We start from the raw sequence: 17,519 nt of genomic DNA on the forward strand, positions 1-17,519 counted from the left end.
CTCCACCTGAACCCTAAAATCATTTGATTCCAGCACCATCCAAATAACTTTTATCTAACAAGTCACTTACCTTTACATCTTTTCTAACTGTATTCTTTTCTAACTGTATTCTTTTTGGTACTATGTCAAGAAAAAGTACAAATTAAAATGAGAAAATTCCAATTTTAACTTGCCGTGGACATACTGATCCTTTTGAATTTTTCATATGCTTTTTCAAATTCATTTGGTGACATATAATTACAATGACTATGAATTCTTATGGTATTATAAAATGTTCCAATGTACTCAAATACAAGAATATAAGCATGACGGTAATTCTTAATTCTAAAACGATTTATCCATTCACGTTTAATAATTGCATGGAAAGATTCAATACAGGCATTATCCCATGGATAAGCTTTCTTTGAATAACTAAGTACCATTTTCGAAGTAGCCTTTTTATATTCTTTTGACACATACTGACTGCCCCTGTCACTATGTATAATAACAGGACTAACAAGTTCTCTATGTTTCTTAGCTTTATTAATTGTATCAATGACGCAAGAGACATTTAAAGTTTCTGAAAGAGTCCATGCTATAATTTTTCGAGAGTATAAATCCATGATGCTTGTAAGGTATACAAAGCCCTCATTAGTCCACAGATATGTAATATCTGTACACCATGCTGCATTTGGTGCAGTGGGATTAAATTGTTTGTTTAAGATATTTTCAAGTTTACTGCTGAAATCAGAATCCCTTATCGTTAGATCTTTGTTTTACATATTCATTTAATGTATTTTCATTATATTCTGAAACTGTCGAATATTTACCATTCGTAGAATCAGCATACATTTGAATCATCTGTTCAGTTTTATATCTATCTGCTCCAGTTAAATTAGTTGCTCCATTTAATAGATTAGATGGTATAACTCCACCTAAAGAAATATCACCCTTTTTAGGTGCCAAATCAGTATCTACATACTTATATCCATCCGTTCCTAATATAGCTTTTGCATTTTCTAAATCCACTCCAGTACCATATACAGTTTTTACATCATTAGACGTAGTTATCTTGGTCGCATCTAAAGTTCCAGATTCATTTAATAAATTTTGAACTTCTTTTAACTGATCTATTAATTCCGTCTTTATTTTATTTCCTATAGCTGTTAAACCTTCACCAAATCTATCTTCAAAATTAAGTAATGCTGTCTCTAAATCTATTTTATTTCCTTCAGAATCTACTAAATAACCATTTATTAATGCCTGTGAAGCTTGTTTATTTATTACTTCATCTGTGTTGGATGCATCTATAGATTCATTATAAGATTCTACCAACTTTTCATAATCAGATTTAGCTTTATTTAGGGCATCTTTTCTAGCTTCTATATTCTGGTTTTGAGTACCTTCCCTTAATTTTTTATTTGCTTCATCTAATTCTTTTTGTATTTCTGCTTTTTTTGCTTTTGCTTCATCATCAACCCTTAAATCTAAAGCATTTAATTGTTTCTGTAATTCAACAACGTTTGAAATATTCTCCTGATTAGTTTCATTATTCTGTAATTTCTTTTGTGCTTCATCTAATTTTTCAATTTCATCATCTATAGCATCAGTAAATAATTTTTTATTCTTTTCTAATTCTTCCTTATATATCTCATTATTCTTTTGAATAACCTGCTTTATTTTATCCGTTATTGTATTTGCCAATTCAGAAATTGAATTTTTAGTATCAACTACATTTTTTTCTAACTCACTTAAAGTTGTTTTTAATTCATCTAAATTACTATTTAATTCTTTAATTTTTTCACTAGATGTAGTATCACCAGAAGTAATAGAGAATCACTCTTATACCTCTTAGAACAGAGTTTATAGTTACATCATTCTCTTTTGTCCTTGTTTGTAAAAATATCACAAAATTATTCACAGTTTTTTAGTGATATCTTTAATAGGTGTTTTACGATCACAAAATTTATACCAAATATTAACTATATCATTATAATATTTTAAAGTAGTTGGTCTTAGATTTCTTACTTTACAATAAAGAATAAATTCCTCAGAACCTTTTTCAAAAGTTTTATCAACACAATTATTTTTCAAATCAATTTTATTTCGCATATTTTCACCTTTTTACTTTTAAATTTACAAATATACAAAATAAAAACCTCGTGAAGTGTTGAATTCACAAAGTTTTATGGTGCGGATAACAGGACTTGAACCTGCATGAAGTTACCCTCACTAGAACCTGAATCTAGCGCGTCTGCCAATTCCGCCATATCCGCAAAATACTTGATTATTATATCATACTTTTCTAATTAAGTTAATATATAAAATTTTATTTTTATCAAAATATATAAATCCATTTGTCAATCTACGTAAAACTTTTTATCTAATTGACTACAGCAGAATTTGAATATAAATTAAATACCACACTTCCTCCTGATGTATATCCCTCTATATATATAGGATATTTAAAATCATTTCTAAATTTATAGTCTATATTTCCATAATCTACAGTAGCATCCATACCTTCTTGCACATAATGTACCGGAAGAGTGTGGTGAGATCTCTCAACAGATGGCAGGCCTGCTTTATTCACTGCATTGTAAAGAGTGGTAGATACCTGACATATTCCCCCTCCCAATCCATCCTCCAGCTTATCTCCAATAATAACAGGAGCTGCTTGATACCCTTTGGCTGCAGTTCTCTCTCCTACAACTCCATTAAAACTAAAGGTATCACCAGGCATTACTATATATCCATTTATGCTTCCTGTAGCAAGCTTTATGTTATTTGCCCTCTGAGATGAAGATATACTCCCATAGTTTGTACTAAAACTGGATATTAATGTATCTACAACTTTTAATTCTTCTGCCTTTATTGCAGCTTCTACAGACTGAAGTTCTGCCTTTATACTTAAATCTTTACCTACACTGCCATCTATTTTAGAAGCTAACTCTTTTTTTAGTGCATTTTTATTTAATTTAACTCCACTTTGTTCAGATATTACTGTAAAACCCAATCCTTCCATTTTCAAAGATGCATTTATAGGATCTAAATTAACCTGTTTTTCAATATCATCTATAAATGTTTCTACAGTTTTTTCATCATAAGTAAATTTTAATGTGTAATTTACAGCCTTAGGGGAATTTAGAATTTTATATTTTTTAAATATGTTACTATCCTTTCCGTAGGAATAGGCCTGATTTACCACTTCGCTCACATTATACTTAGGACTGAGATTTGAATAAGACAGTTCATACTCCTTATCTCCTGCAGTTACAATAATTTTCTTGTTTTTTATTTCATCTGAATAGGCGGCTTTTACCATACTTTCAGCTTCTGTCTTGGTTTTTCCAGAAAGATCTATATTGTTTATAGACACTTTAGGATAAATTAAATTATCCCAGTATTTTATGTCATTATAATGATACACTATAAATCCACAACTTATACTTATAAAGACGGCTAAAGCACATACAATTGCTACTGATAACCTTTTTCTTAATAATCGTTTTGATTCCTGCGATTTATCTCTTCTACTCATTTTGACCACCTCTTTATTTCTACATAATTATTATACTATACAGTTATAACTTTGGGTATGTAAAAAATATTATTTAAATTATATTGTTCCCTAAAAATAAACATAATTTTATGATATTATAAAATCATAATAATTCAATAAAAAATCATTCAAATACTTAAAATACGGAGGTAGTTAAGCCATGAAATCTGAAATATTATGTGTAGGTACCGAAATCTTATTAGGAGATATAGTAAATACTAACTCTCAATTCATTTCTAAAGAACTGGCAAATTTAGGCATAGAAGTATACCATCAATCTGTAGTAGGCGATAATCCCCAAAGGCTTTTAGATGAACTGAAGCTTGGATTTGAAAGATCTGACATTATAATTACCACAGGAGGACTTGGCCCTACCCAGGACGATTTAACTAAAGAAACCGGTGCTAAATTTTTTAACAGAGAACTTGTACTAGACAAAAAGTCTTTGAAGGAACTAAAAGAACACTTTAATAGAATGGGAAAGTCCTATTCAGACGGAAATAATATAAAGCAGGCTTATTTTCCAAAAGGTTCTACAATATTTCCCAATCCTTACGGCACAGCTCCGGGATGTGCTATTGAAGATAAAGGTAAGATTTTAATAGTTCTCCCAGGTCCCCCAAGAGAAACAAAACCCATGTTTAAAAACTACGTAATACCACTTCTCAAAAAATATAGTAATGGTATAATAAAATCCAAAACACTTAGAATATATGGACTTGGAGAAAGTGCCATGGCAGAAAGAGTATCACCTTTTATAGAAAACAGCACAAATCCTACTGTAGCCCCCTACGCTAAAGAAGAGGACATAATACTTAGAATTACTGCAAGGGCAGCAGAGGAAAAGGAAGCTTTAAGTCTCATAGAACCTGTAGAAATTGAACTTAGGAAAATTCTTGGAGTCAACGTATATGGAGAAGATGATGTAAAAATGGAAGAAGTGCTAGGCAGACTACTTATAGATAAGGGATATACACTGTCTTGTGCAGAATCCTGTACCGGTGGATTAATTGCCTCAAAACTTATAAACTATCCTGGTATATCCAAAGCATTTAAGGAAGGAGTGGTAGCTTATAGTAATGAGGCTAAAATTAAGAGACTTGGGGTAAAAAAAGATACCCTAGACAAATATGGTGCTGTAAGCCCTGAAGTTGCAAAAGAAATGGCTATCGGCATAGCTGAAACTTCCAATACGGACATAGGCATATCTACTACAGGAATTGCAGGCCCTGATGGTGGAACCCCCGAAAAGCCTATAGGTCTTGTGTACCTGGGTCTTTACAACAGAGGTGAAATCAAGGTAAAAGAACTCCGCCATGCGGGAACAAGAGACATGATAAGAAAAAGAGCTACCATGAATGCTCTTGACTGGATAAGACGACAAATACTATAGATATATTTCAGATTTTAGGCATCTGAAAATAAATAATAGAAACCCGATTATTTATTTTTAGATACCTTTTCATATTTCTCAGGATAATTAAAATATTGGCACCAGGGTACTAAAGGACAGTTTTCACAGTCTGGCTTTCTAGACTTACATATAAGCCGTCCATGCCATATCAGGTAGTGGTGGGTATCACTCCACATGGATTCAGGTATATTTTTCATAAGTTCTTTTTCCACCTTGTCTGGTGTATTACCTATTGCAATACCAAGCCTGTTAGATACTCTAAAAACATGGGTATCCACAGCAATGGCCGGTATGCCAAAGGCATTTGATAAAACTACATTTGCAGTTTTTCTTCCCACTCCTGATAATTTAGTCAGCTCTTCCATGGTTTTTGGAACTTCACCTTTGTGACTCTCCAAAATTACTCTGCTGGCTTCTAATATATGTTTGCTCTTACTTCTAAAAAAACCACAACTTTTTATTTTTTCTCCCAATTCTTCCTCAGTTAGAGAAAGCATCTTTTCAGGAGTGTTATATTCCTTATAAAGTTCACGTGTAACCTTATTTACCCTAACATCTGTACATTGAGCTGATAATATGGTTGATACCAAAAGTTCATAGGGAGAGCCAAAATTCAATGCACATTTTGCCTGGGGATATGTCTCACTTAATGTTTTTAGTATATTATCTATATTTTCTCTATTCAAATTTTATCACCTTCATCCAAACTATAAACTCCTCTATATTTTTCAGGCAGTAATTCAGATATTTTAAACATAAAAAAATCTGCCGTCCTATCCTCATAATCATGTTTATTTTCGCCTTTTTCCCTAATGGGAATATCCACTTGTGATCCTATATTTACATAAACCTGTGCATTATGAAAATCTTCTAATGCCATATCTTTGCCGCTTATAGGTAAAAGCTTTTCAGTACCGTAAATGCCAATAGGTACAATTGAAGCTTTAGTCAATTTTTGTATTAAAACCACACCCTTTCTAGCCCTTCCCATAGCTCCTGTTCTGCTTCTCGTCCCTTCTGGAAATATAAGTATGCTTTCTCCTGCTTTTAAAGTCTTTACAATTTTAGATATAGCCTCCTTATCTGCACTGTTAGGTTTTATGGTTATAGTTTTGGTCATACTCATCCCCAATTGAGTCAAAGGATTTTGGTTAAGTTTTGCTCCTGCTACAAAAGTTAAATTTTCCGATTTAAGTACACTACTTAATACAAGTGCATCTGAATTACTGAGATGATTACAAATAAATATTGCAGGTTTTTCCACCTTGTTTAAATTCTCAATACCTTTTACCTTTATATCTGCATATTTTTCTAAATAACCAAATAATATTTTGTTTGAAATATAACTTACATATTTTTTAGGAAGATATCCTATCAATTTAGCTACCCATGGAGAAATCATATATAAAGTCACCTTTCCTTTCACATTACCTTATGTTTTAAAATTAAATGCTGCTATAATAGATTATAATTTTAAAAGCTGGAAAAGTCTATCATTATAATAATTTTTAAAAATTAAGAAAAGACAATAATGCCATTGTCTTTTCTGTATCTATGGAATTATAATTAAAAATTATATAACCATTTCATTATATATCTTTCTTCTTTTACCTGCATAGTCTTTTATTTCTATAACCTGGGCGATGGGCTTATATATAGTTCTTGTTGGTACTCCTACTGCTGTAGAATTTGAAGGTACATCTTTCAATACAACTGCATTCGCACCTATTTTCACATTATCTCCCACAACTATTGGCCCAAGCAATTTAGCTCCACTGCCTATAAATACATTGTTTCCAACAGTAGGATGCCTTTTACCTGTATCCTTACCAGTTCCTCCCAACGTCACCCCATGATATAGAGTCACATTATCCCCTACTTCCGCAGTTTCACCTATTACAACTCCCATTCCATGATCTATAAATAATCCTTTACCTATTTGGGCTCCCGGATGTATTTCTATACCAGTTAAAGCTCTAGCCGCCTGTGATATAAAACGTGCAATAAAAAAACATTTCTTCTTGTAAAAAAAGTGAGCTATTCTATACCATATCAATGCGTGTATAAAAGGATACAGTAAAAATACTTCCAATGGATTTCTAGCAGCGGGATCATTTTTCATGGCATTTTTAATATCGTAAGCCAATAATTTAAATGGATTCTTCATCACTATCTCCCCTCTTAAGTTTTTTAGATTAAATCCTTTTTTACCCTGTTGTAAGCTAATCATATAGTCCCATAGACAAATATTTTTCTCCTCCGTCTGGTGCTACTGTTACCACTTTTTTACCCTTTCCAAGCTCTTCAGCCACTTGTATTGCTGCAGCTATATTTGCGCCTGAAGATATTCCAACTAATATTCCTTCTTCTTTTCCCATAAGCCTAGCATATTTAAAGGCTGTCTCATCTGTTATGGTAATTATTTTATCTACCAACTCTGGTATATATATATCCGGTACAAATCCTGCACCTATGCCTTGTATTTTATGTGCTCCAGTTTGACCTCCCGATAAAACTGGTGAAGATGCTGGCTCTACTGCAATAATTTTTACATTTTTATCGCGTCCCTTTAAATTTTCTCCTACCCCTGCAAGTGTTCCAGCTGTGCCAACCCCTGCTACAAATGCATCTACATGCTGTAAATCCTCTAATATTTCTTCTGCAGTGGTTTCATAATGTTTTTTAGGATTTGCTTTATTTATAAACTGCTGTGGTATATAATATCCTCTTTTATTTTTAGCAATTTCATAAGCTTTTTCTATAGCACCCTTCATACCTTTAGTACCATCTGTTAAAACCAATTCTGCTCCATAGGCCTTTATCATATTTCTTCTCTCTACACTCATGGTCTCAGGCATAACGATTATAACTTTATAGCCTTTCAATTTTCCTATCATGGCAAGGGCTATCCCTGTATTACCACTGGTAGGCTCAACTATGGTTCCTCCTTTTTCTATAAGGCCATCTTTTTCTGCTTTTTCAATCATTCCAAGGGCAGCTCTATCTTTAATACTTCCACCTGGATTATATTTTTCAAGCTTAACGTATATTTCAGCTGAATCTTTATTTTTAAAATTATCTAATTTAAATAAAGGTGTAGCTCCTATCATATCTATGGCATTATTAAATATCATTTCTTATTCCTCCTAATAATTCTTAATAATTTCATATTCTAGTAAAATATTTTAAATTTCAACGTAAAAAAAACTCCCTCTCTATACTTTACTTTATAGAGACGAAGTACTACTCCGTGGTTCCACTCTTTTTAGATCTTTTGACCTCACTCATCAAACACAACACTATGTTCTATCACTATAACGGGTGAACCCGATACAACCTACTATCAGTTCGGCCAATAACTCCAAAGAGCACTTCATTTAAATTCCATTTAGAAGCCTTTCAGCCTACAGCTTCCTCTCTGTGAAACTTTATTTAAACTACTTTTCTTTTTCAAAGTATTTCTGACTATTTTACTATAATTTATATATTTATATTATACAACTACCTAAGTTTTTGTCAACGTTTTTTTATATTTTATTGTAAAATTTAAAAATATATTTCATAATATATCCTGTTTCAAACCTATGGATAAAATCAAGCCATTTTATCCAAGCACTGGGATTAGCTAATACTCATATCTTATCCAAAGTATGGGATAGTACATTTGCCATAAACAAATTCCACCTGAACCTTTGAATCACTTGCTTTTATGTATGAATAATACAGAATTGATTTCTCCTCCCAAAATAGTTATGACAGATAGTATAAAAAGCCATGTCATAAGCATTATAGCTGCCCCTATACTTCCATATATTATAGAATAACTAGCAAAATTATTTACATAAAATGCAAAACCCATAGATGCTATTACAATACCAACAGTAGAAAAAAACGCTCCAGGCATTACTTCCCTCCATCTAAGCTTTACATTAGGAGTATAACGATATACTGCTGAAAAAATAAATATAGTTGAAAAAAGAATCATTAAATACCTGAATATATTCCACATAAAATTAAATTCTTTAGAAAATCCTAAATTAAATGCTAGGAAACTACCTATAATTTGCCCAAATACCAGCAGCAATATAGTAATTATTATTATAACCGTTATTCCCAGCGTACATACCATGGATATGGCATAAATTTTTAGTACAGATCGGCTTTCTTTTTTATTATAGGCCTTATTAAGCCCCTTTATCACTGAATGAAATCCTCCTGATGAAGACCATATGGTAAGAGCTAAACTACTAAATAATAATTTTATATCTCTCGTATCAGTTATTCTTATTATGGTAGTTTTTATCAACTGTAATATATTTTCAGGCAATATATAACTTAGACTACTGAGTATATTACTACTGCTTATATCACTATACCCTATGATACTTATAATAAATATTAAAAAGGGGAAAAAAGAAAATATTAAGCTATAAGCCAATTGGGAGGCTAGTGCCAATACATCATCCTCTATAAATCTAAAGATAAAGGCCCTTAGTCCATTAAATGATAATGAATTTTTTTTCACATATACACCTCCACCAATTTATCAGATTTACTTGGTTCAAATTTAAGATTTGATATTTTAAAATTATATTTATATTATATTATATTATCATTATATTATTATAATTTTTTATTTTAGTATGTTAAATTATAAATAAATGTATTGAATATGCTTTTTAAAACAATTAAACTTAACTATGGAGATATTTTTATAAAGAAAGGAGGGTAAAAGTGAAAAAATTTATCAAAAGTTTTGTAATATTGTGTATAGTTTATGTAATTACTCAGGGTTTTTGTCATAAAATTGTACTTGCATCAGATAACGAAAACGACCCTTCCTCAATTACTTACAGTATTCCTAATGAAACCACTTTGGAACAAGATAAAAATTTGGATGATTTATCGGAAAATAGCGCTGTAGATACTCAGAATCAAAATAATATTGATTTAAATAAAGAGAATTCAACCCAGGATACTAAATCCAAAACCGACACATATTATGATGAAGATTCATCAACCAGTGATACATATAGCGAAAGTATTGCCAAAAAAACTACTACATTAGATAATGAAAACGAAGATGTACAGTATAATACATTGGTTAAATACGATGTGTCTTTAACCAAAAAATGGAAGATAATGTTTAATCAGCCAGTGGATCTGAACTCTTTAGAAAAGAACATAAAATTAGTTGATAAAAATAATACAGAAGTTCCTATAACTTTATCCCTAGAAGATAATGGCACATCCGTTATTGTAACTCCCCAAAATACCTATGATGCCGAATCAGAATATATACTGACTGTGGGAAAAGATATAGTATCCATGTATAATAAAAAACTTAAAAATCCAACTACAGTAGAATTCAAAACATCCCCTGCCATAGCATCTATTGATGACATAAATGTAACTATAGATCAGGAAGCTTGCTATAGCCTTCCAACAGAAGTAGAAGCTAAACTATCAAATAATTCAACTACTTCCGTAGGTGTATGCTGGGATAAATCTGTAGATAGGACAAGTATTCCCGGCAATTATACTTACACAGGTACAGTAGAGGGCTATGACAAATCAGTAACTCTAAATTTAACCATAAAGCCCTTTGAGCCTGTAGAATCTATTTCAAATGAATATAGAACCCAATCTACAATTGGGACAAACCTCTATAATTATTTTATGAACTATGATAATAGACAATCTGTTTTAAACAGAGCTATTGAACTTCACAGCGGAATCACCAGTAATAACTGTGTATATTTTGCTAGTGAAGGACTCCGCAGGGCAGGATTAACTGATCTTCCAAATTACGTGGCAAATACTGTTACACTCACATCCCAACTGGAGAGCAGAGGATGGAATAGTTCTACAGATTTCTCCATACTTCTGCCTGGAGATATATGTTTTACAACTTCCTATGGAAGTGGTCCAACTCATGCCTATACATTTATGGGATGGGTTAGTGAAGGTAGTTATGACTACGCTTATGTCTGTGATAATCAGGGTTATGATTATGGATATAATGACTACCACATAAGAAATGTAAGTATTGCTACACCAACTAAAGACGCTACATGGTATTTTATGTACACGGTTTAAAACATAAGAAGAACTTAAATAATTGGATTTTCATACTGCTGACAGTTACATTTGTCAGCGGTTTTTGTTCTTTACAAAATAAATTAGCCCATATGTCTTTTAAAACACATGGGCTTGTAATCAATCATTAAAAACCTATTATTTCAATATAAAATCAAATGACACTAAAACTTTTTCAAAAGAGATAATTGCACTACGTCCATGAATAAAACAATTGTGATTTAAGCTGTAGACGTTGTCATTAAAGCATAAATTCGGCACTTTAACTACCATCACACAGCATCCACTATCAGTTACTCAATGTACCATTATCATCCCAACACACATTATCTCCATCTTCTCTAAGGTGATTTAAAACCTTGCCTATTCCCTCTCTAGTATAGGAACTTACTCGGAAAATTGTTTTACAGCCTGCAAGCTTCAACCAATATTCAGCTTGGTTAGCATTAGCATCAGACCTGTCTATCTGTGTTACTATACCTACAACCTCTCTGTTTACACAAGGTGCAATATTAGGTGGAAATATAGAATAAGGTTCTATGGCACTAAGTAAAAGCCCTACTACATCTGCCTCATAGGAATATATAGCAAGTGCACTTCCCAGGGACCTATTTTCTGCATATTCCCCTGGAGTATCAATAACTGCATCATAGTGATTGATATACTGAGTCTTATGATAAACTATATCCTGTCCTCTTAATGCCTGAGTCAAAGTAGTTTTTCCACATCCACTTCTACCAAATAATATTATTTTCCTCATACAATCTCACCTACGTTCTTGTTATTTCACATACTGTAAAAAAAAGCTTGTCCCTGCAATAATTTGCAACTGCTTTCATAGCAGACTCAACTTCTGCAACTCCTCCTGTTATAATAAGCGTTCCACTGAATCTATCTACAAAGCCAATGTCTATGTTAGCTGCTTTAGAAGCAATGTCTCCTGTAATGATTGCAGTTTCGCTGGGGCTCATACATACAATTCCAATAGCTGCCTTGCCATAATCAATGGTAGGATTTAATCCTAGTTTTTTATATATAATATCATCAGGACTGGCAATTATGTGTGCAATTGTGATTTGCTTACCTGGAACAGTTTCCTGAATAATTCTCACTTTACCTTCTTGTGCCAGTATATTTTGTAAATCCATGTCACAATCTCCTTTTCGACTTTTTCGATATTAGTTAAGTTAATAATACGCCACTAATGCGTATTTGTCAACTACGGAGAGGAAGTTATACCAGGATAAATAGGTGAAAATTTATAGCTCTATAAACAAAATTAGGTTTCATAAAATTTCTATATATTTTAATTTACCTATAAAATTTTATATATCAATATCCTTATAATAGTATTTAGAAAAATATACTATATATAAGGGAAAATACATATTCCATGCCACATAGTGAAAGAACCTGGATACCCAAGTTCTTTTACCATATTTTTAAGAGGAGTAACTTTGTTATGTTACTTTAGTATTTATCAATAATTTGTTAATGACTATTTAAAATATCTATTTAACAATCCCTGGAATGCACTTCCGTGTCTTGCTTCATCTTTACACATTTCATGCACTGTATCATGAATTGCATCATAGTTTAATTGTTTAGCAAGAGTTGCTAAATCCTTTTTCCCCTTACAGGCTCCTTCTTCTGCATCTACTCTCATCTGTAAATTTTTCTTTGTATCTGCCACTACAACTTCTCCTAGTAATTCAGCAAATTTAGCAGCATGTTCTGCTTCTTCAAAAGCTATTCTCTTATATGCTTCTGCAACTTCTGGATATCCTTCTCTATCTGCCTGACGGCTCATAGCTAAATACATTCCAACCTCTGAACATTCTCCTGTAAAGTTAGCTCTTAATTCTTCTACTACTTTTGGATCCACATCTTTTGCAACACCTATTACATGCTCATCTGCCCAACTGATTGCTCCAGCTTCTTTCTTTTCCATGAACTTTTCTGCTGGTGCACCACAAACAGGACATTTTGCTGGAGGTGTATCCCCCTCATGAACATAACCACATACTGTACAAACAAATTTTTTCATTATAAATTCCTCCCTATATATATTTATATTATATAATTATTTTTATAAGTTTCTCTTAACAATTATTATTATATAATATATATTATTATATTGCAAGAGGTTTTTAAAATTTTTTTATTTCTTTTAATATTTCTTTTTCTACTTTGTTGCAATCAGGTACATAGCTTTTTAATATATCCATATCTCCTCTTAATATATATCTCCCCAAAAACGCGGGAACAAGCACACTGTCTCCTGTAAATACAGGAAGCACTCCTCCTTTATATATTAAGTTTCCATAACCCCGAACACATGTAAATATATAAAATCTCTCCTCATCACTTTCCTCTGCCACCTCTGTATGAATATTATATAATTCTAAGGAAAATTCCCTACAAAGACATAAATAAGTTTTTTCACAGCCTTTTCTTTTCAGCGTAACCCCCATGCTTTTTTCTCCTTTTAAGTTAAAGTCTATTACATGTAGAGCTTTTTCGATATGGAGCTCCCTTTCTCTTCCATAATCATAAATTCTATAGGTTATATCACTATTTTGCTGAATTTCTGCTACAATTACTCCTGCCCCTATAGCATGAACAAGTCCACTTTTTATAAAATATACATCTCCTCTATTTACAAGCACCTTATTTAAATGTTTTTCTAGAATTCCCCGTGTAATGGCACCTTTAAGTTCATCTCCATTTGTTATATTTTTAGTACCTAGTATCAAGCTGGCTCCTTCAGCTGCCTCCATTACATACCAGACTTCCGATTTTCCCCAATCCTTTTCCACATTATTGGCGTATATATTATCAGGATGAACTTGTATAGAAAGTTTATCTCTGGCATTAATGAGTTTTACTAGAAGTGGAAATCTATCCAATTTAATTTTTCTTCCTAAAAACCTCTCTCCTCCCTTTAAAATAAGCTCATCAAACCTAGCACCCTTTAACTTTCCATTTGCTACTATTCCCATACCATTTTTGTGACATGCTATATCCCAGCTTTCCCCTATTTTTCCCTCCGGCAGATTACTTCTAAAGAGTTCCAGATCTCTTCCTCCCCAAATTTTACTGTAATATAAGTTTTCGAACTTAATTGGATATAACATAATTCATCTCCTTATATTTAAGATTTAATGATTATGTTATATACTTATAAAAGCTAAAACATTATTATTACATAATATAAAATTAGATAATATCATATACCAAAAAATAAAAAAACCTTCTGACAGTTAACTTGCCAGGAGATCTCTTATAATGAAATTTTCTTAAAACAATAATTTCAAAATACCCCAATTAATTTTTAATATATTTTTTTATTTCTTCAAAACCAACTTTGCTTAAACTACTAACTTTAAATATAGTCTCTGCTCCTGCCATGCTTAACATTTCTTCTACCATTTTAACACTATCCATATCCTCACAAAGATCCATCTTAGTTATTATACCTATAACAGGTTTAGCAAATATGCCGGCAAAGCTTGGAGGAAATACACTTTCCATACTTGTACAATCCTGACAAATAGCCATAATATCACAATCCGCTGAAATAATTGTAAGTGATCCATACCACTTGTTTTCTATATATTGTCCCGGTGTATCTATAAATGTACCATTTATAATATCTGTAGTTTGAGTACTTCTATAGCTCATTTCTTCAATACTTACATCCTGTCCACTTATAGCCTTACATAAAGTGGTTTTTCCCGAGCCTGTTTTCCCTATTACCATTACAATTTTCATGATAACTCCCCTATTGGCTATATTTAGTAAAATATTCCAAATATCTTATTCAATATCCTCTTTAATAAGTCATCTTATCTAAACTACCCCATTTTCAATTTTATGCTTGAAATAAATATTTGTCAATACTAACGTTTCAAGTTTATCCAAAGGCTGTAATTTAACTCTCCTCTATTCCAAAGCGGAACATAATAACTGCTGCTCACTTAGATAAGTTTTTCTAAAGCTCAGATGGGAAAATCATTATTTACTCAAAGCTTATTTTACATAACTTGTAACTATATACTTCATAAATACATATAATTTAATTAACAGTAAAAAATAGGAGTTGTATATATGTACGATTATGACTACTTGAGATTTGAAGACGACCCCATGTACGATGAAGTTAACTATGAAGATACTACTTATGATGACATACCCCAAATGTTAGATCCCGTAAATCAATTTTATTGCCCTTATCTTCAGTTTTATGCATTTCACCCACCTATGTATATGCCTAATATGCCTAGGCAGCAAAGTCCTCACAGACTTCCACCAGGACCTCCTCCAGCTCATACTCCTTCGAAAAAAAATGCCAGTACAACAAAGTCATCCTTAAGACCATGCTTATTTAAATATACTCACATATGGCCAAAAAGAGGTAACCCATTTTGGGCATGGATTACCCATGTAGACAGAAACAGTATTTCTGGTTATAGGTGGTACAGAAATAGATGGACCTATTTTGGTATGAGCATAAGACAAATAGAAGGTTTTATATGTCAATAATCATTCAGGGACGCTTCAGTCCCTGTTAATTTCCCTGCTTATACGAAGTCTGCCGCTGCTAATACCCAAATACCCCAGTATTAACAATGCTATGCCCCTGGATAAGTCCTTCTACGGTTCAAATGGAGAAAAGTAAAAACTCCATCTAAACCTCTGAATCCCTTGATTTTAAATAAGTTTTACTATTTTCTTCCGATAAACACTCCTTTTTCGGGCAAAAATCTCTGTACAAATCCATCAAACTTACGTGTTTTACACTTTCAGAACTATATCTTCCTATTTTAAATGCCAATTGTATAGAAAATCCCAAGGTTAATGCAATTATAAGAGTTCCTATGCCAACAGGTCCTCCTAAAAAATACCCTACAATCAATACACTTCCTTCTATAAACGTTCTTATCATCCATACAGGCTTATCTGTTTTTTTCACTAGGCCCTCCATTAAACTGTCTCTGGGGCCTGCACCTAGATTGACTTTTAAGTAAAAATATGTTGCCCACCCTATTACCAAGACACCTATACCCAGCATAAGTATTCGTGCTATCAATGCATCTGCTGTCTTTATAATATTAAATTTTTCAATTATATCAATAAAAAATCCTATAAATATCATATTAAATACACTGGCCAATCCCAAAGGTACACCCATAAAGTAGCATATCGCCAATATTAAAATTCCTACTAACTGTGATACCTGCCCTAATGTAAAGATACTATGTTTTACTATACCTACATGTAATACATCCCAGGGACCCATTCCTAAATTACAGTGCAAAGTCAATAATATTCCTATAGAATATAGAATCAGCCCAAAGAATAAAGAAGGCATTTTTTTTATGAGCTGAATCATTATGTATTTTTTGTTTTCCCTAGTATTATTCATTTTAAGTTCTCCTACTAATATATTAATATATGCTGCATTTTATGTTAACATCTTAATTTAATAATTTCAATAAATTCATTATTAAATATATAACTTGTACACTAAATATTTTATTGATTACGAACTTTTATTGCTATATGAAAATTTCACACCTAATAAATATATAAATATACTAAGTACTATTATGTACATTATAATATATATTGGATGAAGCATCCATGAAGAACTGGTATTATAAATAGAAAAAGTTCCAAAAAATATGAATATACCTCCTGCTGCCCACTTTATATATTTATCTGGAATATGCTTATATATCCAGGCTCCACCTATAATCCCTATACCATCTGCAATAATCATTCCCAGTGTTGTCCCTATAAATGTTAATATAGGCTCATTTCCTTTTGCAGATATGGTTATTGTCATAAGTTGAGTTTTATCTCCCATTTCTGCTAAAAAGAAAGCTATAATAACTGTAACAATCGGTCCAAATCTGCTCCTATTACTATTTTCTCCATCAATCTTATCTCCCCTTAAAGTCCAGAGGCCAAAAATCAAAAAAGATATTGCAGCTGCTATATTTACTATTTTCATAGATATGAGAGAACTCAAATAACTTCCTACTGCCACTGCTAGTCCATGGTTAAAAATAGTAGCTATAAGTACTCCTGATAACACCTCCTTTATTTTGTACTTACTTGCCATGGCCATAGCAAGCAACTGAGTTTTATCTCCCATTTCTGCAATAACCACAAGTAACAGTGCTTGTATAAATGTATCCATTAAATCTACCTCCTAAAATATAAAAGAGACTTTTAGCACAATGAAATTTATTATATTTAAAATTTTTCAACATAAATCATTTATGCTGAAAAATTTTAAATACATAAGTAACATTGTGTTAAAAGTCTCACTTGACTGATATCAGCCATGATAAAGCCAGACCAAAAATAAAGGTCAGTATGTTGACTTTATCTCCACCATAGGGTAGTTACTCCCCTTTAACATCTGAATTTATAATATTTTCTTTAATGATTTTA

At 32.0% G+C, this 17,519-nt stretch carries 19 protein-coding genes, 1 tRNA gene and 1 other annotated feature; of the genes, 3 read left to right on the forward strand and 17 right to left on the reverse strand.

Annotated features, from left to right (window positions below; all coding sequences use genetic code 11):
* Positions 1 to 164 precede the first annotated feature (164 nt).
* From CKL_RS16560 to CKL_RS16580, 5 genes are all read right to left on the reverse strand, one after another.
* Positions 165 to 740 carry an IS3 family transposase gene (locus tag CKL_RS16560; RefSeq protein ID WP_081428002.1) on the reverse strand — a complete coding sequence of 192 codons (576 nt, stop codon included), beginning with the start codon at positions 738 to 740 and terminating at the stop codon, positions 165 to 167.
* Positions 727 to 1,683, reverse strand: coding sequence for a hypothetical protein (locus CKL_RS16565; protein ID WP_012103738.1), 957 nt, complete (start codon positions 1,681 to 1,683; stop codon positions 727 to 729). The genes CKL_RS16560 and CKL_RS16565 overlap by 14 nt, the downstream gene beginning before the upstream one ends.
* Before the next feature lie 213 nt (positions 1,684 to 1,896).
* Entirely contained in the window at positions 1,897 to 2,091 is a 195-nt protein-coding gene (locus tag CKL_RS16570) for a hypothetical protein (protein ID WP_041700861.1), read from the reverse strand.
* 77 nt (positions 2,092 to 2,168) lie between these two features.
* Positions 2,169 to 2,255: transfer RNA gene (locus CKL_RS16575), tRNA-Leu, on the reverse strand.
* 107 nt (positions 2,256 to 2,362) lie between these two features.
* The gene (locus CKL_RS16580) at positions 2,363 to 3,520 is read right to left on the reverse strand and encodes a VanW family protein (RefSeq protein ID WP_012103739.1); all 1,158 of its coding nucleotides are present in this window, start codon (positions 3,518 to 3,520) and stop codon (positions 2,363 to 2,365) included.
* Positions 3,521 to 3,701: 181 nt separating this feature from the next.
* Here CKL_RS16580 and CKL_RS16585 point away from each other — a divergent pair, with 181 nt between their 5' ends.
* A complete protein-coding gene (locus CKL_RS16585; protein ID WP_012103740.1) occupies positions 3,702 to 4,934 on the forward strand; it encodes a competence/damage-inducible protein A in 1,233 nt (410 codons plus the stop codon).
* A gap of 47 nt (positions 4,935 to 4,981) precedes the next feature.
* Here CKL_RS16585 and nth read toward each other — a convergent pair whose 3' ends face one another.
* The 5 genes from nth to CKL_RS16610 all read right to left on the reverse strand — a co-directional run bounded on the left by nth (position 4,982) and on the right by CKL_RS16610 (position 9,480).
* Positions 4,982 to 5,641 carry an endonuclease III gene (gene nth, locus CKL_RS16590; protein WP_012103741.1) on the reverse strand — a complete coding sequence of 220 codons (660 nt, stop codon included), beginning with the start codon at positions 5,639 to 5,641 and terminating at the stop codon, positions 4,982 to 4,984.
* The gene (locus CKL_RS16595) at positions 5,638 to 6,357 is read right to left on the reverse strand and encodes a lysophospholipid acyltransferase family protein (protein ID WP_012103742.1); all 720 of its coding nucleotides are present in this window, start codon (positions 6,355 to 6,357) and stop codon (positions 5,638 to 5,640) included. Before CKL_RS16595 ends, nth begins: the two co-directional genes overlap by 4 nt.
* Before the next feature lie 171 nt (positions 6,358 to 6,528).
* Entirely contained in the window at positions 6,529 to 7,122 is a 594-nt protein-coding gene (gene epsC, locus CKL_RS16600; protein WP_012620934.1) for a serine O-acetyltransferase EpsC, read from the reverse strand.
* Between the two features lie 55 nt (positions 7,123 to 7,177).
* Positions 7,178 to 8,089 (reverse strand): cysteine synthase A, encoded by a 912-nt coding sequence (gene cysK / locus CKL_RS16605; RefSeq protein ID WP_012103744.1) that lies wholly within the window; start codon positions 8,087 to 8,089, stop codon positions 7,178 to 7,180.
* A 94-nt stretch (positions 8,090 to 8,183) separates the two neighbouring features.
* Positions 8,184 to 8,418 (reverse strand) — a binding site (T-box leader).
* 234 nt (positions 8,419 to 8,652) lie between these two features.
* A complete protein-coding gene (locus CKL_RS16610) occupies positions 8,653 to 9,480 on the reverse strand; it encodes a YihY/virulence factor BrkB family protein (protein WP_012103745.1) in 828 nt (275 codons plus the stop codon).
* A 209-nt stretch (positions 9,481 to 9,689) separates the two neighbouring features.
* Between CKL_RS16610 and CKL_RS16615 the strand changes: the two genes are divergently transcribed.
* Positions 9,690 to 11,054 carry an Ig-like domain-containing protein gene (locus CKL_RS16615; protein ID WP_012103746.1) on the forward strand — a complete coding sequence of 455 codons (1,365 nt, stop codon included), beginning with the start codon at positions 9,690 to 9,692 and terminating at the stop codon, positions 11,052 to 11,054.
* A gap of 289 nt (positions 11,055 to 11,343) precedes the next feature.
* Here the strand turns inward: CKL_RS16615 and CKL_RS16620 are convergent, their stop codons facing one another.
* The 5 genes from CKL_RS16620 to CKL_RS16640 all read right to left on the reverse strand — a co-directional run bounded on the left by CKL_RS16620 (position 11,344) and on the right by CKL_RS16640 (position 14,828).
* Positions 11,344 to 11,814: a EutP/PduV family microcompartment system protein gene (locus CKL_RS16620; protein WP_012103747.1), complete on the reverse strand. Its 471-nt coding sequence runs from the start codon at positions 11,812 to 11,814 to the stop codon at positions 11,344 to 11,346.
* A gap of 10 nt (positions 11,815 to 11,824) precedes the next feature.
* The gene (locus CKL_RS16625; RefSeq protein WP_012103748.1) at positions 11,825 to 12,202 is read right to left on the reverse strand and encodes a BMC domain-containing protein; all 378 of its coding nucleotides are present in this window, start codon (positions 12,200 to 12,202) and stop codon (positions 11,825 to 11,827) included.
* A 350-nt stretch (positions 12,203 to 12,552) separates the two neighbouring features.
* A complete protein-coding gene (locus CKL_RS16630; RefSeq protein WP_012103749.1) occupies positions 12,553 to 13,101 on the reverse strand; it encodes an NADH peroxidase in 549 nt (182 codons plus the stop codon).
* Positions 13,102 to 13,204: 103 nt separating this feature from the next.
* Positions 13,205 to 14,191: a type I phosphomannose isomerase catalytic subunit gene (locus CKL_RS16635; protein ID WP_012103750.1), complete on the reverse strand. Its 987-nt coding sequence runs from the start codon at positions 14,189 to 14,191 to the stop codon at positions 13,205 to 13,207.
* Positions 14,192 to 14,381: 190 nt separating this feature from the next.
* Positions 14,382 to 14,828: a EutP/PduV family microcompartment system protein gene (locus CKL_RS16640; protein WP_012103751.1), complete on the reverse strand. Its 447-nt coding sequence runs from the start codon at positions 14,826 to 14,828 to the stop codon at positions 14,382 to 14,384.
* Between the two features lie 336 nt (positions 14,829 to 15,164).
* Between CKL_RS16640 and CKL_RS16645 the strand changes: the two genes are divergently transcribed.
* The gene (locus CKL_RS16645) at positions 15,165 to 15,599 is read left to right on the forward strand and encodes a hypothetical protein (RefSeq protein ID WP_012103752.1); all 435 of its coding nucleotides are present in this window, start codon (positions 15,165 to 15,167) and stop codon (positions 15,597 to 15,599) included.
* A gap of 145 nt (positions 15,600 to 15,744) precedes the next feature.
* Here the strand turns inward: CKL_RS16645 and CKL_RS16650 are convergent, their stop codons facing one another.
* Both CKL_RS16650 and CKL_RS16655 read right to left on the reverse strand, forming a co-directional pair.
* A complete protein-coding gene (locus CKL_RS16650) occupies positions 15,745 to 16,482 on the reverse strand; it encodes a YczE/YyaS/YitT family protein (protein WP_012620935.1) in 738 nt (245 codons plus the stop codon).
* 117 nt (positions 16,483 to 16,599) lie between these two features.
* Positions 16,600 to 17,262, reverse strand: coding sequence for a TMEM165/GDT1 family protein (locus CKL_RS16655; protein WP_012103754.1), 663 nt, complete (start codon positions 17,260 to 17,262; stop codon positions 16,600 to 16,602).
* Between the last annotated feature and the right edge of the window lie 257 nt (positions 17,263 to 17,519).

Origin of the sequence: Clostridium kluyveri DSM 555, assembly GCF_000016505.1 — a bacterium.
GTDB lineage: Bacteria > Bacillota > Clostridia > Clostridiales > Clostridiaceae > Clostridium_B > Clostridium_B kluyveri.

What these genes read in the sequence shown, in the direction of transcription:
- CKL_RS16570 (WP_041700861.1), bottom strand. Translation starts at nt 2,091, where the DNA reads ATGCGAAATAAAATTGATTTGAAAAATAATTGTGTTGATAAAACTTTT.
- CKL_RS16580 (WP_012103739.1), bottom strand. Translation starts at nt 3,520, where the DNA reads ATGAGTAGAAGAGATAAATCGCAGGAATCAAAACGATTATTAAGAAAA.
- CKL_RS16585 (WP_012103740.1), top strand. Translation starts at nt 3,702, where the DNA reads ATGAAATCTGAAATATTATGTGTAGGTACCGAAATCTTATTAGGAGAT.
- CKL_RS16595 (WP_012103742.1), bottom strand. Translation starts at nt 6,357, where the DNA reads ATGATTTCTCCATGGGTAGCTAAATTGATAGGATATCTTCCTAAAAAA.
- epsC (WP_012620934.1), bottom strand. Translation starts at nt 7,122, where the DNA reads ATGAAGAATCCATTTAAATTATTGGCTTACGATATTAAAAATGCCATG.
- cysK (WP_012103744.1), bottom strand. Translation starts at nt 8,089, where the DNA reads ATGATATTTAATAATGCCATAGATATGATAGGAGCTACACCTTTATTT.
- CKL_RS16620 (WP_012103747.1), bottom strand. Translation starts at nt 11,814, where the DNA reads ATGAGGAAAATAATATTATTTGGTAGAAGTGGATGTGGAAAAACTACT.
- CKL_RS16625 (WP_012103748.1), bottom strand. Translation starts at nt 12,202, where the DNA reads ATGGATTTACAAAATATACTGGCACAAGAAGGTAAAGTGAGAATTATT.
- CKL_RS16630 (WP_012103749.1), bottom strand. Translation starts at nt 13,101, where the DNA reads ATGAAAAAATTTGTTTGTACAGTATGTGGTTATGTTCATGAGGGGGAT.
- CKL_RS16635 (WP_012103750.1), bottom strand. Translation starts at nt 14,191, where the DNA reads ATGTTATATCCAATTAAGTTCGAAAACTTATATTACAGTAAAATTTGG.
- CKL_RS16640 (WP_012103751.1), bottom strand. Translation starts at nt 14,828, where the DNA reads ATGAAAATTGTAATGGTAATAGGGAAAACAGGCTCGGGAAAAACCACT.
- CKL_RS16645 (WP_012103752.1), top strand. Translation starts at nt 15,165, where the DNA reads ATGTACGATTATGACTACTTGAGATTTGAAGACGACCCCATGTACGAT.
- CKL_RS16650 (WP_012620935.1), bottom strand. Translation starts at nt 16,482, where the DNA reads ATGAATAATACTAGGGAAAACAAAAAATACATAATGATTCAGCTCATA.
- CKL_RS16655 (WP_012103754.1), bottom strand. Translation starts at nt 17,262, where the DNA reads ATGGATACATTTATACAAGCACTGTTACTTGTGGTTATTGCAGAAATG.